Origin of the sequence: Aliiroseovarius sp. S253 (assembly GCF_049800855.1) — a bacterium.
Taxonomy (GTDB): domain Bacteria; phylum Pseudomonadota; class Alphaproteobacteria; order Rhodobacterales; family Rhodobacteraceae; genus Aliiroseovarius.
The window spans coordinates 71,590-90,518 of record NZ_JBNAFW010000002.1; the positions used below are offsets into that span (position 1 = coordinate 71,590).

The window sequence follows — 18,929 nt, forward strand, 5'->3', positions numbered from 1 at the left end:
CTGGACCGCTTTTCTATTAAGTATGAGCGACACCGAAAACACCGAAATGAACCTCAGCGGCAAGCTGTTGATTGCGATGCCCGGCATGGGGGATCCACGGTTCGAAAAATCCGTGGTGTTCATGTGCGCCCATTCGCCCGAAGGGGCGATGGGGCTGATCGTGAACAAGCCATCTGCCGAGCTGTCTTTGGGCGACGTGCTATCGCAGCTTGAGATCGACGCAAGCTCGATCACTAAGGCGGGGAAAGTGTTTTTCGGCGGTCCCGTAGAAGGTGGACGTGGATTTGTTCTGCACTCGGGCGAATACAACAACGACGATTCGACGCTGAAAGTGGATGAAGTGTTCTCGATGACCGCGACGCGCGACATTCTTGAGGCCATGGCCCATGGCGAAGGCCCGGAAGAGGCGCTGGCCGCTTTGGGTTATGCCGGCTGGTCGCCGGGGCAGATTGAAGACGAAATTCAGCAAAACGCGTGGCTGACCTGCGACGCCGAGAAAGCGATTGTCTTTGCCGCTGACAATGACAGCAAATGGACCGCTGCGCTGGCCCAACTTGGCATTGATCCGCTACTTTTGTCGGCTGAAGGCGGTCACGCCTAATCTTGATCAGTCACGCGGAGCAGCCGCCCGACGCAAACGGTCATTGATCGCACGTCCCAGCCCGTGATCCGGAATTGGTGACACCGCGATCGGCGCGTCGCCCTCCGCATCCAGCTTGTGCAGATATCCAAACAGGTTTGCCGCTGCTTCTACCAAATCGCCCGAGGGCGACAGGTTCAAAGAGGCCTCGACATTTCCAAATCCCAATAGCCTTTCACTGGGCGCGACAGTGTCCGCATTCAGCCGCATCCGTGCGTTCGGCGCGTAATGCGATTGAAGCTGACCCGGCGCGTTGATGGCTTCATCTTGACCGCGTGAGGTCAAAGACCCACCCAAAGCAGCCTCAAGCGCTTCGACCGGCAGCCCACCGGGACGCAGAAGTGTCGGTTCAGGGTCCAGCCCAACAATGGTGCTTTCCAGCCCGACGCCGCAGGGGCCTCCGTCCAGCACAGCTTCGATCCGTCCTGACAATCCGTCCAGAACGTGCTGTGCGGTCGAGGGGCTGATCCGGCCCGATGGATTGGCCGAGGGCGCGGCGACTGGAACGCCAGCAGCCTCCAACAACTGCTGCGCCAGCGGATGCGCAGGCACGCGAATCGCGACAGTCGGCAATCCGGCGGACACCAAGGCGGACAGTGGTCCATCCGGTTTCAGCGGCAACACAAGTGTCAAAGGCCCCGGCCAGAAGGCCATCGCCAAATCATGGGCGACGCCAGTCAGCTCGGCATAGTCCGAAACCGCATCGACCGAGGGCAAATGCACGATCAGCGGATTGAAATGCGGACGGCCTTTGGCTTCGAAAATCCGTGCAACCGCCCGGTCATCCGTCGCGTTCGCGCCAAGGCCGTAGACGGTCTCGGTCGGGAAGGACACCAAAGCCCCCGCGCGCAGCAGCTTTGCCGCGCGGGAAATCCCTTCCGCGTCGTCCCGCAAATGCTCGGTTTTCAACTCGCGTTCGGCCATGACGCTGCGTTTTCCTTTGCCCTTCAAGTGACCTTCGGTAAGGGGTCATCAAAGCCCTGTTAAGGGTCAATGTCCACGAAGCCAAGGATCGAACATGACTTATCGCGCCACTACCGACGACTTTCAATTCCTGTTCGATCATATCATTGGCTATGACGATATTGCCGCGACCGAGCGGTTTGCGGAAGCCGCCGGCGACATGGCGACTGCGGTTCTGACCGAAGCGGGCAAGATGTGCGAAGACAAGCTGGCGCCCTCGCATCGCGATGGCGACCTGACCCCGGCGGTTCTGGAAAATGGCGTCGTGCGCACGTCGCCGGGTTTTGCTGACAGCTACGCCGCGATTGCCGAAGGCGGATGGGTCGGCATGGCCGCGGACCCAGAATATGGCGGCATGGGCCTGCCTTTGACTCTGCAAACTGCCGTAAATGACATGATGTCGGCGGCAAACCTGTCGCTGCAGCTATGCCCGTTGATGTCCCAAGGCCAGATTGAAGCTCTAGAACATCACGCCTCGGACGAGTTGAAGGCGCTTTACCTGCCCAAGCTGATTTCCGGCGAATGGGCGGGCACCATGAACCTGACCGAGGCTCAGGCAGGGTCAGATGTGGGCGCGCTGAGCTCGAAGGCCGTGGACAATGGCGACGGGACCTATGCGGTCTCTGGCCAGAAGATTTTCATCAGCTGGGGCGACAACGACATCACGGAAAACGTCTGCCATCTGGTTCTGGCGCGCTTGCCCGATGGCGTTCCGGGCACCAAAGGCATCTCGCTGTTCCTTGTGCCGAAGTTCATCCCCGATGCCGACGGCAACCCCGGCGAAAAGAACGACCTGCGCGTCGTTAGCCTTGAGCACAAGATGGGCCTGCACGGCAGCCCAACGGCTGTGATGTCGTTTGAAGGCGCGAAAGGCTGGATGATCGGCGAACCGCACAAGGGCATGGCCGCCATGTTCACCATGATGAACAACGCCCGTCTGGGTGTTGGCGTTCAGGGTCTGGGTGCCGGTGAAGGTGCCTATCAGAAAGCGCTGGAATATGCGCTGGAGCGTAAGCAGGGCCGCACGCCACTGGGCGAAGACGGCACCGGCATGATCGTCGATTTCGCCGATGTACGCCGGATGCTGACACAAATGCGCTGCGAGCTTTTCGCTGCCCGCGCCATGGCATTGTCCCTCTCCAAAGCCATCGACATGGCCACCGCAACGGGTGACGAAAGCTGGAAAGCCCGTGCGGCGCTGCTGACCCCGATTGTGAAGGCATACGGGACTGAGACCGGCATTCTGGTCAGCCATCTGGGCGTTCAAGTCCATGGAGGCATGGGCTTCATCGAGGAAACCGGTGCTGCACAGTACTGCCGCGACGTACGCGTGACCGCGATTTACGAAGGCACCAACGGCATTCAAGCGATGGACCTTGTGGGCCGCAAGATGATGGACGGGGGCGAAGCCGCATTCCGCCTTCTGGAAGAAATCGAAACACAGGCCGAAGGCGCGCGCGCCATGTTCCCCAATATGTCCGAAGCTGTCTGGTCGGCCGCAGAAGACCTGCGCGAAACCGTTGAATGGATGGTTGAACAGGGCAACATGCAAGACCGCTTCGCCGGTGCCGTGCCCTTCCTGATGGGCTTTGCTCGCGTTCTGGGCGCACATATGCATCTGAAAGCGTCGATTGCGGAAGGCGGCAAAGGCCCGCGCACCGAACTGGCCCGTTTCCACATCAACCGCCTTCTGCCGGAACACGTCGCACAGTTTACACAGGCCCGCGCCGGGGCTGCTGGCCTGTATGCGCTCAGCCCGGAAGATCTGGCATCGTGAGCACGAACAAGACCGGAAAGCTCGGTTTTCCATTCCCTGATGCCCCCGCCGAGGGCGAGGCCATCGAAGTTGCTAAAGGCGCGCTTTGGGCGCGCCTACCGCTGCCCATGGCGTTGGACCATGTGAACGTCTTCGCCTTCGAGGATCCCGAAGGCTGGACCATCGTCGATACTGGCTTTGACACCGGCAAGACCCGTCGCATCTGGGAAAAGCTTCTGGCAGGCCCCATGGGCGGCAAGCCCGTGGTGCGCGTGATCGTCACGCATCATCACCCCGACCACGTCGGGCTGGCTGGCTGGTTCCAACGCGAACACGGCGCGGAGCTGGTCACGACACGCACAGCGTGGCTGTTCGCACGGATGCTTCTGCTGGATGAACAGATGGAACCGGTGGACGAAACGCTGGCCTACTGGCGCGCAGCAGGGATGGATCGCGAGGTTTACGAGAAACGCCTGACCGAGCGGCCCTTCAACTATGCCGACATCGTCGCCGACATGCCCCTCGGTTTTAAACGCATCAAAGAAGGTAGCCGAATTCACTTCGGCGGACGCGATTGGGACGTGCGCATCGGCAACGGCCACGCGCCAGAACATGCCACGCTGTGGTCCACGGACGGAGAGCTGGTGATCGGCGGCGACCAGCTGCTGGCCACGATCAGCCCGAACCTTGGCGTCTACGCCACGGAACCCGATGCGGACCCGGTCGGCGATTGGTTGGAAGCCAACGAACGGCTGAAGCAATACGCCACGCCTGACCAACTGGTCCTGCCCGGTCACAAGCTGCCCTTCACGGGTCTGCCAACACGGATGCGCCAGCTGATCGACAATCATCACGGCGCATTGCGACGGTTGGAAGAGTTTCTATCCGAGCCCCACACGGCTGGCGAATGTTTCCCACCCCTGTTCAAACGCGAGATCAAGGGCGGCGAATACGGACTGGCGCTGGTCGAGGCCGTCGGCCATTTGAACCACCTTCTGCACGAAGGCCGCGCCACCCGAACCAAACGCGAGGATGGCGCGTGGGTGTGGCAAGCGATCTAGCCGCGCGCTGGGACCACCTCGTATCCGGGTTCTTCGGGCTCATCATCCGTCATCTCGGCGGGGAAGCCGGGCGCGGTGATGTCCAGCCCCGTAGCTTCCTCGAGCCGACGAATGATGTCATCTGACTGCGCCCGCTCGCCAAAGCGCGCGATCCCGTCCTTGAAGATCTCGATCATCAGGGGCGAGATTTCTAACGGAACACCTGCCCGCTCGGCGATGTCCTGAAACAGGCCGATGTCCTTTTTCACAAGGTCCATCGTGAAAGAGATATCGCGCGATCCGTTCAAGATCACTTGGCTTTCGGTTTCATGAACAAAGGACGTCCCGGACGAGATTTTGATCGCTTCATAGGTGGTCGCTAGGTCCAGACCAGCGGCCTTCATCGTCACCAAGGCCTCGCAACAGGTCAGCAGGTTGGCGGTCGCCAGATAGTTCGTCATCACTTTCAGAACCGACGCGGACCCCAGTTCGCCCGTATGCAACACGCGCCGCCCCAGCACAGTCAGGATCGGCAGCACCCGCTCAAACGTCGCCCGATCACAACCCGCGAAGATCGAGATATTGCCTGTATCCGCCCGGTGGCACCCGCCCGAGACCGGGCAGTCCACAGCGGCACCTCCACGCGCAATCACTTCGGCCCCCAAGCGCTTCACTTCGGCCTCGTCCGTGGTGGACATTTCAAGCCAAATCTTGCCTTCGCAAACCTCGTCCAGCATCTCGCTGACCACAGCATTACAGGCAGCGGGAGAGGGTAGACAGGTGATCACCACGTCGCAGTCCCGCATCAGGGCAGCGGGTCCATCCGCGGCCTCAGCTCCGCGCGATACAAAATCTTCGACAAGCTCCGAATTCAAATCCAGAACCGTCAGATTCTTGCCATTGCGCAACAGGCTACCCGCCAGTTTACCACCAACATTGCCAAGCCCTACAAATCCAATCTTCATACACACTCTCCCTGACTTTCGGTCAGGCTTTCAGCCGAGGTCGCGCCTTTCTGTCCTGAAACCGACATTCCCCAAGATTTGCGGGGATCATTATATCGTGACGTGACGCCGAGACTTGGCTGTGCCAATCTTGCCAAAGTGTAATTCGAGAAAACGGTGCCTTATGTCCGACGACACCCCCAAACCCAAAACCCGCCAACCCCGTGCGCACACTGTTGATTGCAGCGAATCCGGGCCGGTCGTGGTCGAAGACCAACCCCTGCCTGCAAAGGTGGCCGAAACTCCGGTCGAGGAAAAAAGCCCCGCGGAATGGGCCTATGAGCGCCTGATTCTCTATATCAAGAACTTTGAAGAGCAGTTGGACAACGAACACGAGGTCGCCATGGGCTTTGCCGGCGGCGACGCAGGTGTTCTGCGGATCGAGGGGATTGGTTTTTTCGATCCAGATATCATCACCTATTACGGGTCTGATGGAGAAGGCACAAAAACCCAACTGGTACAGCATGTAAGCCAGCTGTCTGTAATGCTGCGCGCCCTTCCCAAACAGGTCGAAAGCGCCGAACCGAACCGTATCGGGTTCCGCTTGGCTGCCCAGTTGGAAGAAGAATAGGCCCGAAGTGAACGGTAATTGGATTCCGGGCCGTGACAGAGGCTCGGAAATCCGTTATTCGAGGCAAAACGCAAACTCAGGACAGGATTTGAACTATGGCTGATCACGTACATGGCACCATGGATACAAGCGCTCAGGAAAAGACCTATGCGGGCTTTATCACTGCAACAAAATGGTCGGTCATCGCTATTCTAGCCATTCTGGTCTTTTTGGCCCTCGTCGGCGCGTAAAACCCACCCACCACTATAGTTCAGGTTAGAGGGTCTCATGGTGCGATTGCTTGCAGTGCTGTCGTTGATTGTTTCGCTTGCCGGTTGCGGAGGCGCAGACAATATCTGGGCCAGCGATCAGGCCGTGTCTGATGCGGTTTATCGACATGATGGCCCCCCGACCCTCACCCTGTTCACTGTGATCTCGAAAGCATCCGGATCGGGTGCCCATTCGGCGCTGATGATCAATGGATCTCAGCGAGCGATCTTTGATCCAGCTGGCACTTTCAACCACCCCAACTTGCCTGAACGCCATGACGTGATTTACGGCATGACCAACAAGGCCGTGGACTTCTATATCGATTACCACGCTCGCGTCACATATGATGTTGTGCGTCAGGATATCGTGGTGTCCCCACAGGTGGCTGAGATGGCCAAACGTGCCGCCGAGCAATATGGCGCAGTACCAAAGGCCCATTGCGGCCAGTCGGTCAGCGCCATCCTGCGCAGCCTACCGGGCTTCGGGTCCATCCCGCAGACCTATTATCCGAAAAAGATCATGGAAGCGTTCGGAGAACTGCCCGGCGTACGCGCACAATCCTTCAGCGATGACGACCCGCATAAGGGCGGCAAAATCGTTACGCAGGGTCTCTGATTCAAGCGTCAGCCTAGCAAGAATAGCAGCCCGTAAAGTGTGGCGGCGCCCGACAGGATCGCCGCCAGAACGTTCTTGCTGAAATACCCCACTGCCAGCGTCACCAAAGCCGCGCCCAAGCGGGCCGGATCAGGATTGCCACCGGTTGCGTCTGGCCAGAACACCAAGGGGGCCACCAGCCCCGGCAGCACTGCTACGGGTGTATAGCGCAAGTGGCGCAGCACCCATTCGGGCATAGGGCGTTCGCCAATCAGACCTAGAAAGCTGAAGCGGATCAAAAAGCTGCCAATCGCCATTGCGACGATAACAAACCAGACAGTGGCGTGGTTCAGGTCTTCAATCACGCGGCTCTCCGTTCCATGTAAAGCTCGATCTGAGCACCCACGATCATTGCGCCAATCGCAGCCACCAGCAGGCCCGAGCCATACGGCATCCACGCCATGAGCAGCGCCAACGCTACCGAGGTTCCAGCCGAAGCAACATGGGCAACACTTCGCAGTGCCGGAGCGATCATCGCCAGAAAAGTAATCGGAAGCGCGAAGTCCAACGCAAACTCAGGTGGGATCTGCGCACCTGCGACGGCACCAAGATAAGACGCCCCGTACCAGAACGGCACCAAAGGCAGGACCGTGCCCAAGTAATAGGCGAAGCGTTCGGAGACCGTCAGATCCCGCTCCACCTCGAACTTGATTTGAGACAGCGCATAGGCCTGATCCACCATCAGATACGCCACCAACGCGCGCTTCCAAATCGGCGCACTTCCCAGATAGGGCGTCAAAGCCGCGCTATACATCGCCATACGCAAGTTTACCGCCAGCGCGGTCAGGATCACGATCACAGTAGGTGCGTTTTCCGTCATAAGCTGCACAGCGGTGAACTGCGCGGCCCCCGCAATCACCAACACCGAAAAACCCATCGTTTCGACCAGATTCAGGCCAGCTTCGGTCGCCACAACTCCGAAAAGAGCAGCAAAGGGGACAACAACCAGAAGAAACGGCAGCGCATCGCGCGATCCGCGCAGGAAATGTCGTTTCGGGTTGGACGTGGTCATGGGGAAATCCTAGATTACCCCTAACGCTTACGGCGTCCGTGCAGGAGTTGCAATTGGCCACTGAACTCAATCTATCAGAATACTTGATCGCCCCTAATCCCGGCGCGGCACGCTTGACGCGTGCTGTCGCAGGTTATGACGAAACCGGCGCACCGGTGACCATCAATGTCGTGGAAGAACGTCCTTTGACCATCTTCCTGAACCGGCGCGAGATCGTGACCGCCATGACCATCGGCGACTATCCCGAATATCTGGCGCTGGGATTTCTGCGCAATCAGGGAATGCTTTCCGAAGACGACCAGATCACCGGCGTCGACTATGATGACGACATTGAAACAGTCGTCGTGCGCACGGCCACGGAAACGGATTATGAAGACAAGCTGGCCCGCAAGACCCGCACCTCGGGTTGTGCAGTCGGCACGGTGTTTGGCGACATGATGGAGGGTCTTGAAGGGCTAATCTTGCCCTCAACCCCGGTGAAAACCTCGTGGCTTTACGCACTGTCGCAAAAGATCAACCGCACGCCCTCGTTATACCTTGAGGCGGGCGCTATCCATGGAACCGTCCTGTGCGAAGGGGACCGTCCTTTGGTCTATATGGAGGATGTCGGCCGTCACAATGCCGTCGACAAAGTCGCGGGATGGATGCTGGATCAAGGTGTCTCTGGCTCGGACAAAATTCTCTATACCACTGGGCGGCTAACATCTGAGATGGTAATCAAAACCGCACAAATGGGCATCCCGGCCCTGGTCTCGCGGTCCGGCTTCACCGCTTGGGGCGTCGAGATCGCGAACGAAATTGGCCTGACCTTGATCGGTCGGATGCGTGGACAGAGATTTACCTGTCTGGCCGGAGAATCGCGCTTGATCCGTGACGTAGATCCGACCCATGTCACCCGCGAAGACAGTAAACATCGACGCAAGGGGGCGCGATGACCAGTTACACGTACAATTTCACACCCGAGCTAGACGCCTGGATCGAGGGCGCGCGCTTTGGGGGTCAGGTCCTGCAAGGCGATCTGCCGCGTGACCCCAATCGGCTGACCAGTCGCTTCATGAACGCACAGTGGTTGTTGGCTGGATTCGGCGTTGGACTGCTTGGCTGGACCATAACACCTGGCGGCGGATTGCGTGCTTTGCTAGTTGGCTATGCCTTTGCCGCGGCTTTTGTCGCCCTGATTTATTGGGTAGGTCTGCGGCACAAAGGCTGGTCCACACGCAACTTCTTTCTACGCATCGGGCTGCCTGCACAGATCGCCTATGATCAGAGTGGCGTACGCATCACACAACAAGACATCGCCTATCAGCTACCATGGTGGGTCTATGATCATATGCAACTTGGGAAAACCAGTTTGACCGTCGTGATGGGCGGGCTTGCCGTGGTCCTCCCGCGCAGCGTGTTCGAGAACGATACTGAACAAGAGACCCTAATGGCGCAAATCACAGCTTGGGCGGAAGCCGCCGAACGGACGACCACATGAAGCCTGCTGGGATCATCCTTGCCGGAGGGCAAGCCACACGTATGGGCGGTGGCGATAAGGGGCGGCTGCCATTGGGCGACGGGTCGCTTCTATCCCATGTAATCGATCGGCTGGCCCCGCAAGTGGGTTCAATGGCACTGAACGCAAACGGTGACCCCGCACGCTTCGCGGATACCGGCCTGCCCGTGCTGCCTGACAGTATCAAAGGTTTCGCGGGTCCGCTTGCAGGCGTATTGGCTGGACTTGATTGGGCGGCAGAACAGGGCGCAACCCATGTGGTGTCTGCAGCCGCCGACACGCCGTTCTTCCCGCGCGACCTTGTGGATCGGCTTTTGATTGCCGCACAGCGTGATGGCACTGACATTGCTTTGGCTGCCACTCTAGATCCTCAACGCGGGGCCATGCGCCAACCCACCTTTGGCCTCTGGCCAGTAGCGCTGCGTGATGACCTACGTGCGGCCCTAGAAGACGGCTTGCGAAAAGTCGTCCTTTGGACCGACAAGCACGGCGCTGCCATTGCCAGCTTTGCCCCCACCCCTTTCGACCCCTTCTTCAACGTGAACACGCCTGACGACCTTGCCCACGCCGAACAACTGTTGGAGACCGCCCCATGAAAATCTTCGGTGTTACCGGCTGGAAGAACTCAGGGAAAACCGGATTGATGGAGCGGCTGATCGCCCACTTCACCGCCCAAGGCCTGCGCGTCTCGACCCTTAAACACACCCATCACGGCGTGGATCTGGAAAAGCCCGGCACCGACACCCATCGCCACCGTATCGCGGGTGCGCAAGAGGTCGTGCTGGCCTCGTCCGCCCGCATCACCACCCTGCACGAGCTGCGAGATGATCCCGAGCCGCGTCTGGCCGAGCTGATTGCGGGCCTGACCCCGTGCGACCTTGTGCTGGTCGAAGGCTTCAAAGGCGCGCCGCATCCCAAGATCGAGGCCCACCGTTCGGAAACGGGCGAAGACCTTCTGGCACCAGACAACGACACGATCCGCGCCATTGCCAGCAATGAAGCCCTGCACGATCTGGATCTGCCGGTTTTCGATCTGGATGATACCGCCGCGATTGCCGATTTCATCGCGGACCTCACCGGCATGGCTCCGCGCAAGCCCAAAGGACTGAAGAACGACTGCTTCGCGCTGCCGCAAGGAGTCCACTGGACCCCAGTCGATGAAGCGTTGGACACGCTTCGCGACCGCCTGTCGCCGGTGGTTGGGACCGAAACCGTATCGACCGCGACCTCGCGTGGACGCATCCTTGCGACCGATCACATGGCGGTCAGGTCCAACCCACCCGGCGCGAACTCGGCCGTCGATGGATACGCCTTCACCTATGCTGGTCTGCCCAATGGCGACGTGATCGAGATGCCTCTGATGGCCGAACGCGCCGCAGCCGGAGGCCCCTTCACTGGAACTGTCCCGATGGGCCACGCCATCCGCATTCTGACGGGTGCACTTTTGCCCGCTGGTGTGGACACTGTGGTCTTGCAGGAAGACGTGCAGATTGAAGGGCAAACCCTGCGCTTCCCCGCAGGCGTCAAACCCGGCGCCAATGCGCGAGCTGCTGGTGAAGACGTCGAGGCCGGCAAACTGGCCCTGCCCGCAGGCCACAAGATGCGCGCGCCCGATGTTGCGCTACTGTCCGCACTCGGCCTGCCTGACGTCCAAGCCTTCAAGCCGCTGCGCGTTGGTGTTCTGTCCACGGGCGATGAACTGGCCGAGCCCGGCACCACCACAGACACCGCCCGCACCTATGATGCCAACCGACCGATGCTGCTGTCTCTGGCCGAGGGTTGGGGATACACCCCCGTCGATCTTGGTCACGTGGCCGATGACCGCGACGCGCTGCGGGCAGCATTCGACAAAGCCGCGACGCAGGCCGATGTCATCCTGACCTCAGGCGGTGCCTCTGCTGGGGATGAAGACCATGTCTCGGCACTGCTGAAGGAAACCGGATCACTGCACCACTGGCGTATCGCGATCAAGCCGGGCCGCCCTCTGGCGCTGGCTCAGTGGAACGGAACGCCCGTTTTCGGCCTGCCCGGCAACCCGGTCGCCGCTCTTGTCACCACATTGGTTTTCGCACGCCCCGCGTTCTCGGTTCTTGCGGGCGGTCCATGGCTGACCGCACCCGGCACAATGCTTCCGGCCGCTTTCACCAAATCCAAGAAAGCAGGCCGCCGCGAGTACTTGCGCGCGCGCCTGAGCAAAGATGGCCAAGTGGAGGCGTTCAAGTCGGAAGGGTCCGGCCGCATCTCGGGTCTCAGCTGGGCCACAGGCCTTGTCGAACTTCCCGACGAGGCGATGGAGATCGCGCCGGGCACGCCCGTTCGCTATCTGCCTTACGAAGGTTTTGGAATCGGCTGAGTTTAGTCGCCGTGGCGCAGCAAACGCTGCTTCTGACGACCCCAATCGCGCTTGGCTTCGGTCGCGCGCTTGTCATGGGCTTTCTTACCCTTGGCGATCCCGATTTTCACTTTCACCAGACCCTTGTGGTTGAAATACATGACCAACGGCACAAGGGTCATACCCTTGCGGCTGGTTGCATTCCACATCTTCGAAATCTCACGCTTTGAAGCAAGAAGCTTGCGCTTGCGCCGCTCTAAATGGCCCCATGTCACAGCTTGCTTGTAAGGCGCGATATAGGCATTGGTCAGGTAAAGTTCGCCGTCTTCAACAGCCGCATAGCTTTCGGCAATGTTAGACCCACCCTGACGCAAAGACTTCACCTCGGATCCCATCAGGACGATACCGCATTCGATATCTTCCTCGATCGCGTAGTCATAACGCGCCCGCCGATTGTCGGCGATTACCTTATAGTTGGTGTCTTCTTTCGTCTTAGCCATGTGCCGGATGTAGGGCTTGTGCCGCGAACTGTCCAGACTGCTCAGGCAACCGGCGCGTCAATCGTGGCAATCCATGGCTTGATATCGACAATCGGCGTCCCATCAAAACAATCCAACGCATCAATGCCAATGACGCCCGGCTCGACATCCAGCGAAACAATTTCGACCGTGCTCATTGCAATCGGATTGGGACGATTGGGCGAGCGAAGCGAAAACACCCCGCGCGGAGCATCTGCGTGGCGAGGCGTCTGCACGATCAGATCGCGCCGCGCCTGATCCATCCAGTACAGAACGATAATATGCTGACCGACCGACAGATCCTTGATCCCGGGCTGATAGCCCTCGGCAAGCTCAATCCGAAATGCGCCACCCTCTTCGGCCACACGCTTGCGCGCGCCAGCCACGTTGCCCGGCGCATCGCCCGGCTGCCACGGCGTGCGGATATGTCCGACAAAGGCCACTCGCGGCCCATCGTTATCGGCAGGATCGAAGGCGAGTTGAACCTCGCCTTCGCGCGCCTTTTTCATCAGTTGATCAGCCCGGCGTGACGCATGGCCGCGTCGATGGCTGCCTTGGTCTCATCCGTGATCTCGGTCAGGGGGCTGCGCACTTCGGTGCCACAACGGCCCAGCTTCGACAGGCCATACTTGGCACCGCAAAGTCCCGGCTCCATGAAGATCGCCTGATGCAGCGGCATCAGCTTGTCTGCGATTTCCAGCGCCTTGCCGAAATCACCTGCCAGTGTTGCAGCCTGCATATCCGCGCAAAGGCGCGGGGCCACGTTCGCCGTGACCGAGATACAGCCCACGCCGCCTTGGGCGTTGAACCCGTGCGCAGTGGCGTCTTCACCCGACAGCTGCACGAAATCCGCGCCGCAGGTCATGCGCTGGAAGCTGACTCGCGCCAGATCTCCAGTCGCATCTTTCACACCAACGATGTTCTTGTGCTTGGCTAGAACGCCCATGGTCTCGGGTGTCATATCCACGACCGAACGACCGGGAATGTTGTAGATCACGATCGGCAGATCAACCGCATCAGCCAGCGTTTCGTAATGGGCAATCAACCCGCGCTGTGTCGGCTTGTTGTAATACGGCGTCACCACCAGACCGGCTGCGGCGCCAACACGCTTGGCGTGCTCCATGAAGCGCAGCGATTCGGCGGTGTTGTTCGACCCGGCTCCGGCGATAACCGGCACGCGACCTGCAGCGGCATCGACCACGGCTTCGATGACCGCCTCGTGCTCCTCATGAGTCAGCGTCGGGCTTTCCCCGGTTGTACCCACGGGCACCAAACCGGTCGAGCCTTCTTCGATCTGCCATTCGACTAAGCGTTTAAGCGCGTCGAAATCCACTGCACCGTCCTTGAACGGCGTAACCAGGGCAGGAAGAGATCCTTTGAACATGACACGCTCCATTTTTGTCTGTGTTTCCAAATGCGTTCGCAGATTTGCGCTGAATCGCGCTGCAAACGCGGCGGAAACTAGCCGGGTTCATGTAAAATGCCAAGTTTGTGTGTTGCGTGTTAGCGCCACAAAGATAGATTTTGCACATGAACAGGATCAAATCGCGCTTAACACCGGCAGTTTTGCTGACCGTTTTCATGGGATTGCCGTCGTTTTCCGGTGCAATTGCACAGGATGCTGGCGCCGTTTCTGCATTTCAGACGGCCATTAAGTCGGCTCGAACAGATGATTGGGGCACCGCACAGGCCGAAGCACGCAAAGGCGGTGCGCTGGCTGCAGACATTGTCGAATGGCATCGGCTGCGCGAAGCAAAAGGTAGCTTTGCCGACGCCCGCGCCTTTCTGGCGCGCCATCCAGACTGGCCGGGGTTGAAACTTCTGCGCAAGCGATCCGAGAAATCTATTCCGCACAATCACACGCCCTCAGAGGTGCTTGAGTTCTTCAAAGACGAACCACCCCAATCTGGGCGCGGCGCGCTGCGATTGGCTGAGGCGCTGAAAGCGACGGGCAATACAGCTGAAGCCAACGCCCAGATCGTTCAGGGCTGGTTAACGATGTCTCTGGACGAGGACGAGCACAACGCCTTCGTGACGCGCTATGGCGATACCCTGAAATCCCATCACTGGGACCGGGCGGATATGCTTCTGTGGCGCGGGGCCTCGACCGAGGCCGGGCGTATGATGTCGCTGCTGTCTTCTGGGCAGCAGGCGCTGGCCAAAGCCCGCATCGCGCTGCGCAAAAAACAAAATGGCGTGGACGCTTTGATCAAGGCCATTCCCGCCAGCCTGTCTGACGATCCGGGGCTGGCGTATGAACGCTTTCTGTGGCGTGCCTCGAAGGGGCGCAATCAGGATGCGTCTGATCTGCTGTTAGAACGCTCAAAGAATGCCCAGACTTTGGGCCAGCCGGAACGCTGGGGCAGTTGGAGACGTGTTTTGGCCCGTTGGTCGATGCGCGATGGCAAACCAAAACAGGCCTATCGCCTTGCAGCTTCGCACCACATTTCGGGCGGATCAGACCGCAACGATCTTGAGTGGCTCGCGGGCTACATCGCTCTTCGCAAGCTGAACGATCCCGCAACCGCTAGCGAGCATTTCCAAGCCTTCCAGTTGGGGGTCGAAACCCCGATCAGTTTAGGCCGTGCCGGGTATTGGAACGGTCGCGCCTATGAGGCATTGGGCGACAAGGTCTCGGCACAGGCAGCTTATGAGTTCGGTGCCGAATATCAGACAAGCTTCTACGGGCTGCTTGCAGCAGAGAAGGCAAACGTCCCGATGGATCCTCGGCTGACCGGATCCGAACCCTTCCCCGACCACAAGCAGGCCAGCTTTTGGGGCGGATCTGTGATCGAGGCCGCCCGCCTTCTGCATGCTGCGGGCGAACTGTATTGGGCCGAGCGATTCTCGGTCCATCTGGCTGAAAGTCTGACCCGCGAGGAACTCGGACAGTTGGGCGCTTGGGCCGAAAGCGTAGATGAACCGCATCTTCAAGTGATGATCGCCAAACAGGCGGCGCGTCAGGGACACACCATTGCTCGCCCTTATTTCCCGACGCCCGACATCGGGCGCGGAAACCGCACCGTTCCGCGTGCGTTGGAACTGGCGATTGCGCGCCGGGAAAGCGAATTTGACCCCTCGGTCGTCTCGGGCGTGGGAGCACGTGGATTGATGCAGCTGATGCCGGGCACCGCATCCGACATGGCGAAACGGCTGGACATGCCCTATTCCAAGGCTCGTCTGACCGAGGACCCGGCCTATAATACGCGGTTGGGATCGGAATATCTGGCGAAGCTGATCGAAGATTTCAACGGCAACCCGGTTCTGATCTCAGTGGGCTATAACGCAGGTCCCAGACGCTCGCAAAACTGGAGCGAGCGGTTCGGGAATGTGCGGTCCTCGTCGGTGGATATCATCGACTGGATCGAGCACATTCCGTTCCGCGAAACCCGCAACTATGTGATGCGCGTCACCGAAAGCCTGCCCATCTATCGCGCGCGGCTTACCGGGAAAACCGAACCACTGCGTTTGTCGAAAGAGCTCAAGAAGTAGAGCGGCGGCTGCGGATCAGGGTGAAGATCCCGGCTGACACGACGATCACCGCACCGATGACGACATTGGTGTGCAGCGTCTCGTTAAAGATCAACACGCCGATGAAGCTGACGAAAACCAGTTGCAGATAGGCAAAGGGTTGGACCGTGCTGGCCTCGGCAAATTCGTAGCACTTGATCAACAGCCAATGGCCCAACACGCCTGTGCAGCACAAAAGCGCCATCCACGCCCAATCGTTCTGTGACATGGGCTGCCAGAACCAAACGCCAATCGCGGTCATCACCACAGCGCCGATAATACCGGTCCAGAAAAAGCTGGTTTGCGTGCAGTCTGTCTTTGCCGCCAACCGCGTCATCAAGCCATAGACGGCAAACATCGCAGCCCCAAGCAGCGGAATGATTGCATAGGGTGAAAACACGCCCGTCCCCGGCTGCAGAATGATCAAGATCCCGATGAAGCCCACCCCAATGGCGGCCCAACGGCGCCAGCCCACTTGCTCGCCCAGAACCGGGCCAGACAGGGCCGCGACCATCAGGGGATAGACGGCAAAAATCGCATGGCTTTCCACCAAACCCAAAAGCGTGAACGAGATGACCGTCACACAAATCTCAAGCGCCAGCAGAGCCCCCCGTGATATCTGCAGCCAAAGGCGGGCAGGACGAAGAGCTTGTGATAGCCCCCCGTTTCGGCGCGTGATCCAGATAACAAACGCCGCAAAGAACCAATAGCGGATCATCACAACCATCCAGACGTTGTACTCGCCACCCAAATGGCGCGAGATCCCGTCCTGCATCGCAAAGACAAAGGTGGTGGCCACCATCAGCCAAATGCCGATTTGATTGTTGCGATCCATTGCGCCCCCTAGGGTCGCAAAATTCCGCGGCTCATGTGCCGCTTGCGCCCGTATCCGGGAACACGTTCCACGTCGAACCCCGCCGCGTCTAGGGCGCGACGAACAAAACCTGCCGCGGTATATGTCGCAAACGTGCCATTTGGCGCGGTGTGGATGCCAACCTCGCCCAACAGGTCTTCACCCCACAGTTCGGGGTTTTTGGCGGGTGAGAAGCCGTCAAGGAACCACGCATCCGCTTTGCCATCCCACGCGGAATGGGTTTCGCGGGCGTCGCCTTCGATTACCTCGACCGAGAACCCGTTCAGATCAAAACGGCGCGCTCCCTGCTCCCATGCGGTCAAGAACGGACCTGCGACCGCATGCGCCTCGGGGAAGGCTTGCAGAGCACGGTCAATGTCGGCAGCCCCCATCGGGAAGGCCTCGAACGAGGTGAACCCAGCCCCATCAGGCGACCCCGCCGCACGCCACGCGATGAACGCAGCCAGCATGTTCAATCCGGTACCAAAGCCCAGCTCGGCAATCTGAAAACCGGGACAGAACCGGGTGGTCAGATCATTGCCCTCGATGAACACATGCCGGGTTTCGGCCAGCCCGTCTTCAAGCGAGAAATAGGGATCGTCAAAGCGGTCCGCCACCGGCACGCCGCTGTCTTTCCACGTGATGCTCGCTGTCTGGCGCTTTGTCATGATCTGCCCTAGAACGCTGATGAAACCTGCGCGAACATGAAGAAGGATGGCTTGGATGGCAACGGCTGATGTGACGGTCTATGGCGCAGGGATCTTTGGCCTGTCGGTCGCATGGAGCTGCGCGCGCCGTGGCGCGAAGGTGCGGGTGATTGATCCAAACGGACCGGGCGCCGGGTCATCCGGAGGGTTGGTCGGCGCGCTAGCTCCGCATGTTCCCGAGCGCTGGAACGCCAAGAAAGCTTTTCAATTCGACAGCCTGATCATGGCGGAACCCTATTGGGCCGAGGTCGAGGCTGTGTCCGGAAAATCCCCCAGCTACGCGCGCTCGGGCCGGTTGCAACCCATTGCTGACGAGCGCCTGCTGGACCTTGCCAAAGCCCGCGCGGTCGAGGCCGAAACCCTATGGCAGGGCAAAGCCGTGTGGCAGGTACGCCCCGCATCAGACTTTCCCGATTGGGCGCCAAACAGCCCAACGGGTTTCCTGATTTACGACACGCTGACTGCCCGGATGAGCCCCCGCCGCGCCGGGGCCGCCTTGGTGGCCGCAATCCAAGCCAAGGGCGGCGAGATCGTTACCGAAGGCCTCTCGGAAGGGACCGAGGTCTGGGCAACTGGCTGGCAAGGCATGGTGAAACTGTCCGAGGAGTTGGGCAAGCCTGTCGGAAACGGCGTCAAAGGCCAAAGTGCGCTTTTGGACTATGACGCGCGCGACATGCCTCAGCTGTTTGCAGACGCCGTGCACATCATCCCCCATGCGGATGGCACCGTGGCTATCGGATCGACCAGTGAACGCGAATTTGAGGACCCCTCAAGTTGTGACGAGGCATTAGACGAAGTCATCGCCCGCGCCCGTGCCGCCTGCCCTGCCCTTGCAGATGCGACCGTGATCGAACGCTGGGCCGGGGTGCGTCCCCGCGCCAAATCCCGCGCGCCTATGCTCGGGGAATATCCCGGGCGTCCCGGTACCTTTATCGCCAATGGAGGCTTCAAGATCGGGTTCGGTATGGGCCCGCGTGTGGGCGAGCTGATGGCCGATCTGGTGTTGGACGATCGAGACGGGATCCCCGATGACTTTCGAGTTGAGGCGAGCCTTTAAACGACAGCTGCGCGCAGCTTGGCCGTCAGCTTCACCAAGTTGGCCTCGTAGCGTTCATTCGTCAAAACGCCATCCGCGTCGAACTCTTTCGAGCTACCCGCCACAGCGATCTCTGGCCCGATCACGAGCTTGGGCTGAAATGGAGTCATGGCCGCAACCAGCGATGCCTGCGCCCGCTCTCCGCCCGCGCGCCCTCCGGCGGCGGACATGACCGCAACAGGCTTGCCCTCCCACGGCTGTGGCTTGACCCGACTGACCCAATCCAACGCGTTCTTCAGAACACCGGTCAGCATCTTGTTGTATTCGGGGGTCGAGATGATCACGGCATCCGCGGCTGCAATCTGGGCGGCCAGTTTGGCCACGCTATCGGGGATGCCCTCAGACGCTTCAAGGTCTCCGTCATACAGCGGCAGGTTAAGATCTGCCTCGGTATAGTCTGCATCGCCGTAAAGCCGCGCTGCATTTCGCAGCAAGAACCGGTTGGTTGCGTCTTTACGCAGCGAACCGGACATGCCAAGCAATTGGTGTTTGGACACAAGAACCTCCTTCGTCGGGTCACAAAGAT

The 18,929-nt window shown here is 59.7% G+C and carries 22 protein-coding genes; 12 read left to right on the forward strand and 10 right to left on the reverse strand.

Annotated features, from left to right (window positions below):
- Positions 1-22 precede the first annotated feature (22 nt).
- Positions 23-601, forward strand: a complete 579-nt coding sequence (locus ACP15F_RS11840) for a YqgE/AlgH family protein (RefSeq protein WP_424941038.1) — start codon at positions 23-25, stop codon at positions 599-601.
- 6 nt (positions 602-607) lie between these two features.
- Here the strand turns inward: ACP15F_RS11840 and ACP15F_RS11845 are convergent, their stop codons facing one another.
- Positions 608-1,564 (reverse strand): L-threonylcarbamoyladenylate synthase, encoded by a 957-nt coding sequence (locus ACP15F_RS11845; protein ID WP_424941039.1) that lies wholly within the window; start codon positions 1,562-1,564, stop codon positions 608-610.
- 94 nt (positions 1,565-1,658) lie between these two features.
- Between ACP15F_RS11845 and ACP15F_RS11850 the strand changes: the two genes are divergently transcribed.
- Both ACP15F_RS11850 and ACP15F_RS11855 read left to right on the forward strand, forming a co-directional pair.
- A complete protein-coding gene (locus tag ACP15F_RS11850) occupies positions 1,659-3,380 on the forward strand; it encodes an acyl-CoA dehydrogenase (RefSeq protein ID WP_424941040.1) in 1,722 nt (573 codons plus the stop codon).
- On the forward strand, positions 3,374-4,420 hold the full coding sequence (locus ACP15F_RS11855) for an MBL fold metallo-hydrolase (RefSeq protein WP_424941626.1): 1,047 nt from the start codon (positions 3,374-3,376) through the stop codon (positions 4,418-4,420). Before ACP15F_RS11850 ends, ACP15F_RS11855 begins: the two co-directional genes overlap by 7 nt.
- On the opposite strand, the gene ACP15F_RS11860 is transcribed toward ACP15F_RS11855, so the two are convergent.
- A complete protein-coding gene (locus ACP15F_RS11860; protein ID WP_424941041.1) occupies positions 4,417-5,364 on the reverse strand; it encodes an NAD(P)-dependent oxidoreductase in 948 nt (315 codons plus the stop codon). The genes ACP15F_RS11855 and ACP15F_RS11860 overlap by 4 nt on opposite strands.
- A gap of 163 nt (positions 5,365-5,527) precedes the next feature.
- Between ACP15F_RS11860 and ACP15F_RS11865 the strand changes: the two genes are divergently transcribed.
- The 3 genes from ACP15F_RS11865 to ACP15F_RS11875 all read left to right on the forward strand — a co-directional run bounded on the left by ACP15F_RS11865 (position 5,528) and on the right by ACP15F_RS11875 (position 6,838).
- Positions 5,528-5,974 (forward strand): DUF6173 family protein, encoded by a 447-nt coding sequence (locus tag ACP15F_RS11865; protein WP_424941042.1) that lies wholly within the window; start codon positions 5,528-5,530, stop codon positions 5,972-5,974.
- A gap of 95 nt (positions 5,975-6,069) precedes the next feature.
- Complete coding sequence (locus ACP15F_RS11870; RefSeq protein WP_424941043.1) at positions 6,070-6,204, forward strand: aa3-type cytochrome c oxidase subunit IV; 135 nt, start codon at positions 6,070-6,072, stop codon at positions 6,202-6,204.
- Between the two features lie 37 nt (positions 6,205-6,241).
- Positions 6,242-6,838 (forward strand): hypothetical protein, encoded by a 597-nt coding sequence (locus tag ACP15F_RS11875; RefSeq protein ID WP_424941044.1) that lies wholly within the window; start codon positions 6,242-6,244, stop codon positions 6,836-6,838.
- An 8-nt stretch (positions 6,839-6,846) separates the two neighbouring features.
- Here the strand turns inward: ACP15F_RS11875 and ACP15F_RS11880 are convergent, their stop codons facing one another.
- Together ACP15F_RS11880 and ACP15F_RS11885 are read right to left on the reverse strand one after the other, a co-directional pair.
- The gene (locus ACP15F_RS11880) at positions 6,847-7,179 is read right to left on the reverse strand and encodes an AzlD domain-containing protein (RefSeq protein ID WP_424941627.1); all 333 of its coding nucleotides are present in this window, start codon (positions 7,177-7,179) and stop codon (positions 6,847-6,849) included.
- Positions 7,179-7,889: an AzlC family ABC transporter permease gene (locus ACP15F_RS11885; protein ID WP_424941045.1), complete on the reverse strand. Its 711-nt coding sequence runs from the start codon at positions 7,887-7,889 to the stop codon at positions 7,179-7,181. The genes ACP15F_RS11880 and ACP15F_RS11885 overlap by 1 nt, the downstream gene beginning before the upstream one ends.
- Before the next feature lie 47 nt (positions 7,890-7,936).
- On the opposite strand from ACP15F_RS11885, the gene ACP15F_RS11890 reads away from it, so the two are divergent.
- Genes ACP15F_RS11890 through ACP15F_RS11905 form a run of 4 tightly spaced genes read left to right on the forward strand, consistent with a single transcriptional unit; the run spans position 7,937 to position 11,740 of the window.
- The gene (locus tag ACP15F_RS11890) at positions 7,937-8,824 is read left to right on the forward strand and encodes a formate dehydrogenase accessory sulfurtransferase FdhD (protein ID WP_424941628.1); all 888 of its coding nucleotides are present in this window, start codon (positions 7,937-7,939) and stop codon (positions 8,822-8,824) included.
- The gene (locus ACP15F_RS11895; RefSeq protein WP_424941046.1) at positions 8,821-9,369 is read left to right on the forward strand and encodes a hypothetical protein; all 549 of its coding nucleotides are present in this window, start codon (positions 8,821-8,823) and stop codon (positions 9,367-9,369) included. Before ACP15F_RS11890 ends, ACP15F_RS11895 begins: the two co-directional genes overlap by 4 nt.
- The gene (gene mobA, locus ACP15F_RS11900; protein ID WP_424941047.1) at positions 9,366-9,983 is read left to right on the forward strand and encodes a molybdenum cofactor guanylyltransferase MobA; all 618 of its coding nucleotides are present in this window, start codon (positions 9,366-9,368) and stop codon (positions 9,981-9,983) included. Before ACP15F_RS11895 ends, mobA begins: the two co-directional genes overlap by 4 nt.
- A complete protein-coding gene (locus ACP15F_RS11905; RefSeq protein WP_424941048.1) occupies positions 9,980-11,740 on the forward strand; it encodes a bifunctional molybdopterin-guanine dinucleotide biosynthesis adaptor protein MobB/molybdopterin molybdotransferase MoeA in 1,761 nt (586 codons plus the stop codon). The genes mobA and ACP15F_RS11905 overlap by 4 nt, the downstream gene beginning before the upstream one ends.
- Positions 11,741-11,742: 2 nt before the next feature.
- On the opposite strand, the gene smpB is transcribed toward ACP15F_RS11905, so the two are convergent.
- Genes smpB through dapA form a run of 3 tightly spaced genes read right to left on the reverse strand, consistent with a single transcriptional unit; the run spans position 11,743 to position 13,621 of the window.
- On the reverse strand, positions 11,743-12,219 hold the full coding sequence (gene smpB / locus ACP15F_RS11910) for an SsrA-binding protein SmpB (protein WP_424941049.1): 477 nt from the start codon (positions 12,217-12,219) through the stop codon (positions 11,743-11,745).
- A gap of 41 nt (positions 12,220-12,260) precedes the next feature.
- On the reverse strand, positions 12,261-12,746 hold the full coding sequence (gene tsaA / locus ACP15F_RS11915) for a tRNA (N6-threonylcarbamoyladenosine(37)-N6)-methyltransferase TrmO (RefSeq protein WP_424941050.1): 486 nt from the start codon (positions 12,744-12,746) through the stop codon (positions 12,261-12,263).
- Positions 12,746-13,621: a 4-hydroxy-tetrahydrodipicolinate synthase gene (gene dapA / locus ACP15F_RS11920; protein ID WP_424941051.1), complete on the reverse strand. Its 876-nt coding sequence runs from the start codon at positions 13,619-13,621 to the stop codon at positions 12,746-12,748. Before dapA ends, tsaA begins: the two co-directional genes overlap by 1 nt.
- A gap of 146 nt (positions 13,622-13,767) precedes the next feature.
- Between dapA and ACP15F_RS11925 the strand changes: the two genes are divergently transcribed.
- Positions 13,768-15,729 (forward strand): lytic transglycosylase domain-containing protein, encoded by a 1,962-nt coding sequence (locus ACP15F_RS11925; protein ID WP_424941052.1) that lies wholly within the window; start codon positions 13,768-13,770, stop codon positions 15,727-15,729.
- On the opposite strand, the gene ACP15F_RS11930 is transcribed toward ACP15F_RS11925, so the two are convergent.
- Positions 15,719-16,582, reverse strand: coding sequence for a DMT family transporter (locus ACP15F_RS11930; RefSeq protein ID WP_424941053.1), 864 nt, complete (start codon positions 16,580-16,582; stop codon positions 15,719-15,721). The two genes, ACP15F_RS11925 and ACP15F_RS11930, sit on opposite strands and share 11 nt — an antisense overlap.
- A gap of 8 nt (positions 16,583-16,590) precedes the next feature.
- Positions 16,591-17,268 (reverse strand): tRNA (5-methylaminomethyl-2-thiouridine)(34)-methyltransferase MnmD, encoded by a 678-nt coding sequence (mnmD, locus tag ACP15F_RS11935; RefSeq protein WP_424941054.1) that lies wholly within the window; start codon positions 17,266-17,268, stop codon positions 16,591-16,593.
- A 55-nt stretch (positions 17,269-17,323) separates the two neighbouring features.
- Here mnmD and ACP15F_RS11940 point away from each other — a divergent pair, with 55 nt between their 5' ends.
- Positions 17,324-18,364, forward strand: a complete 1,041-nt coding sequence (locus ACP15F_RS11940; RefSeq protein ID WP_424941055.1) for an NAD(P)/FAD-dependent oxidoreductase — start codon at positions 17,324-17,326, stop codon at positions 18,362-18,364.
- On the opposite strand, the gene ACP15F_RS11945 is transcribed toward ACP15F_RS11940, so the two are convergent.
- Positions 18,361-18,900 (reverse strand): NADPH-dependent FMN reductase, encoded by a 540-nt coding sequence (locus ACP15F_RS11945; RefSeq protein ID WP_424941056.1) that lies wholly within the window; start codon positions 18,898-18,900, stop codon positions 18,361-18,363. The two genes, ACP15F_RS11940 and ACP15F_RS11945, sit on opposite strands and share 4 nt — an antisense overlap.
- Positions 18,901-18,929 lie beyond the last annotated feature (29 nt).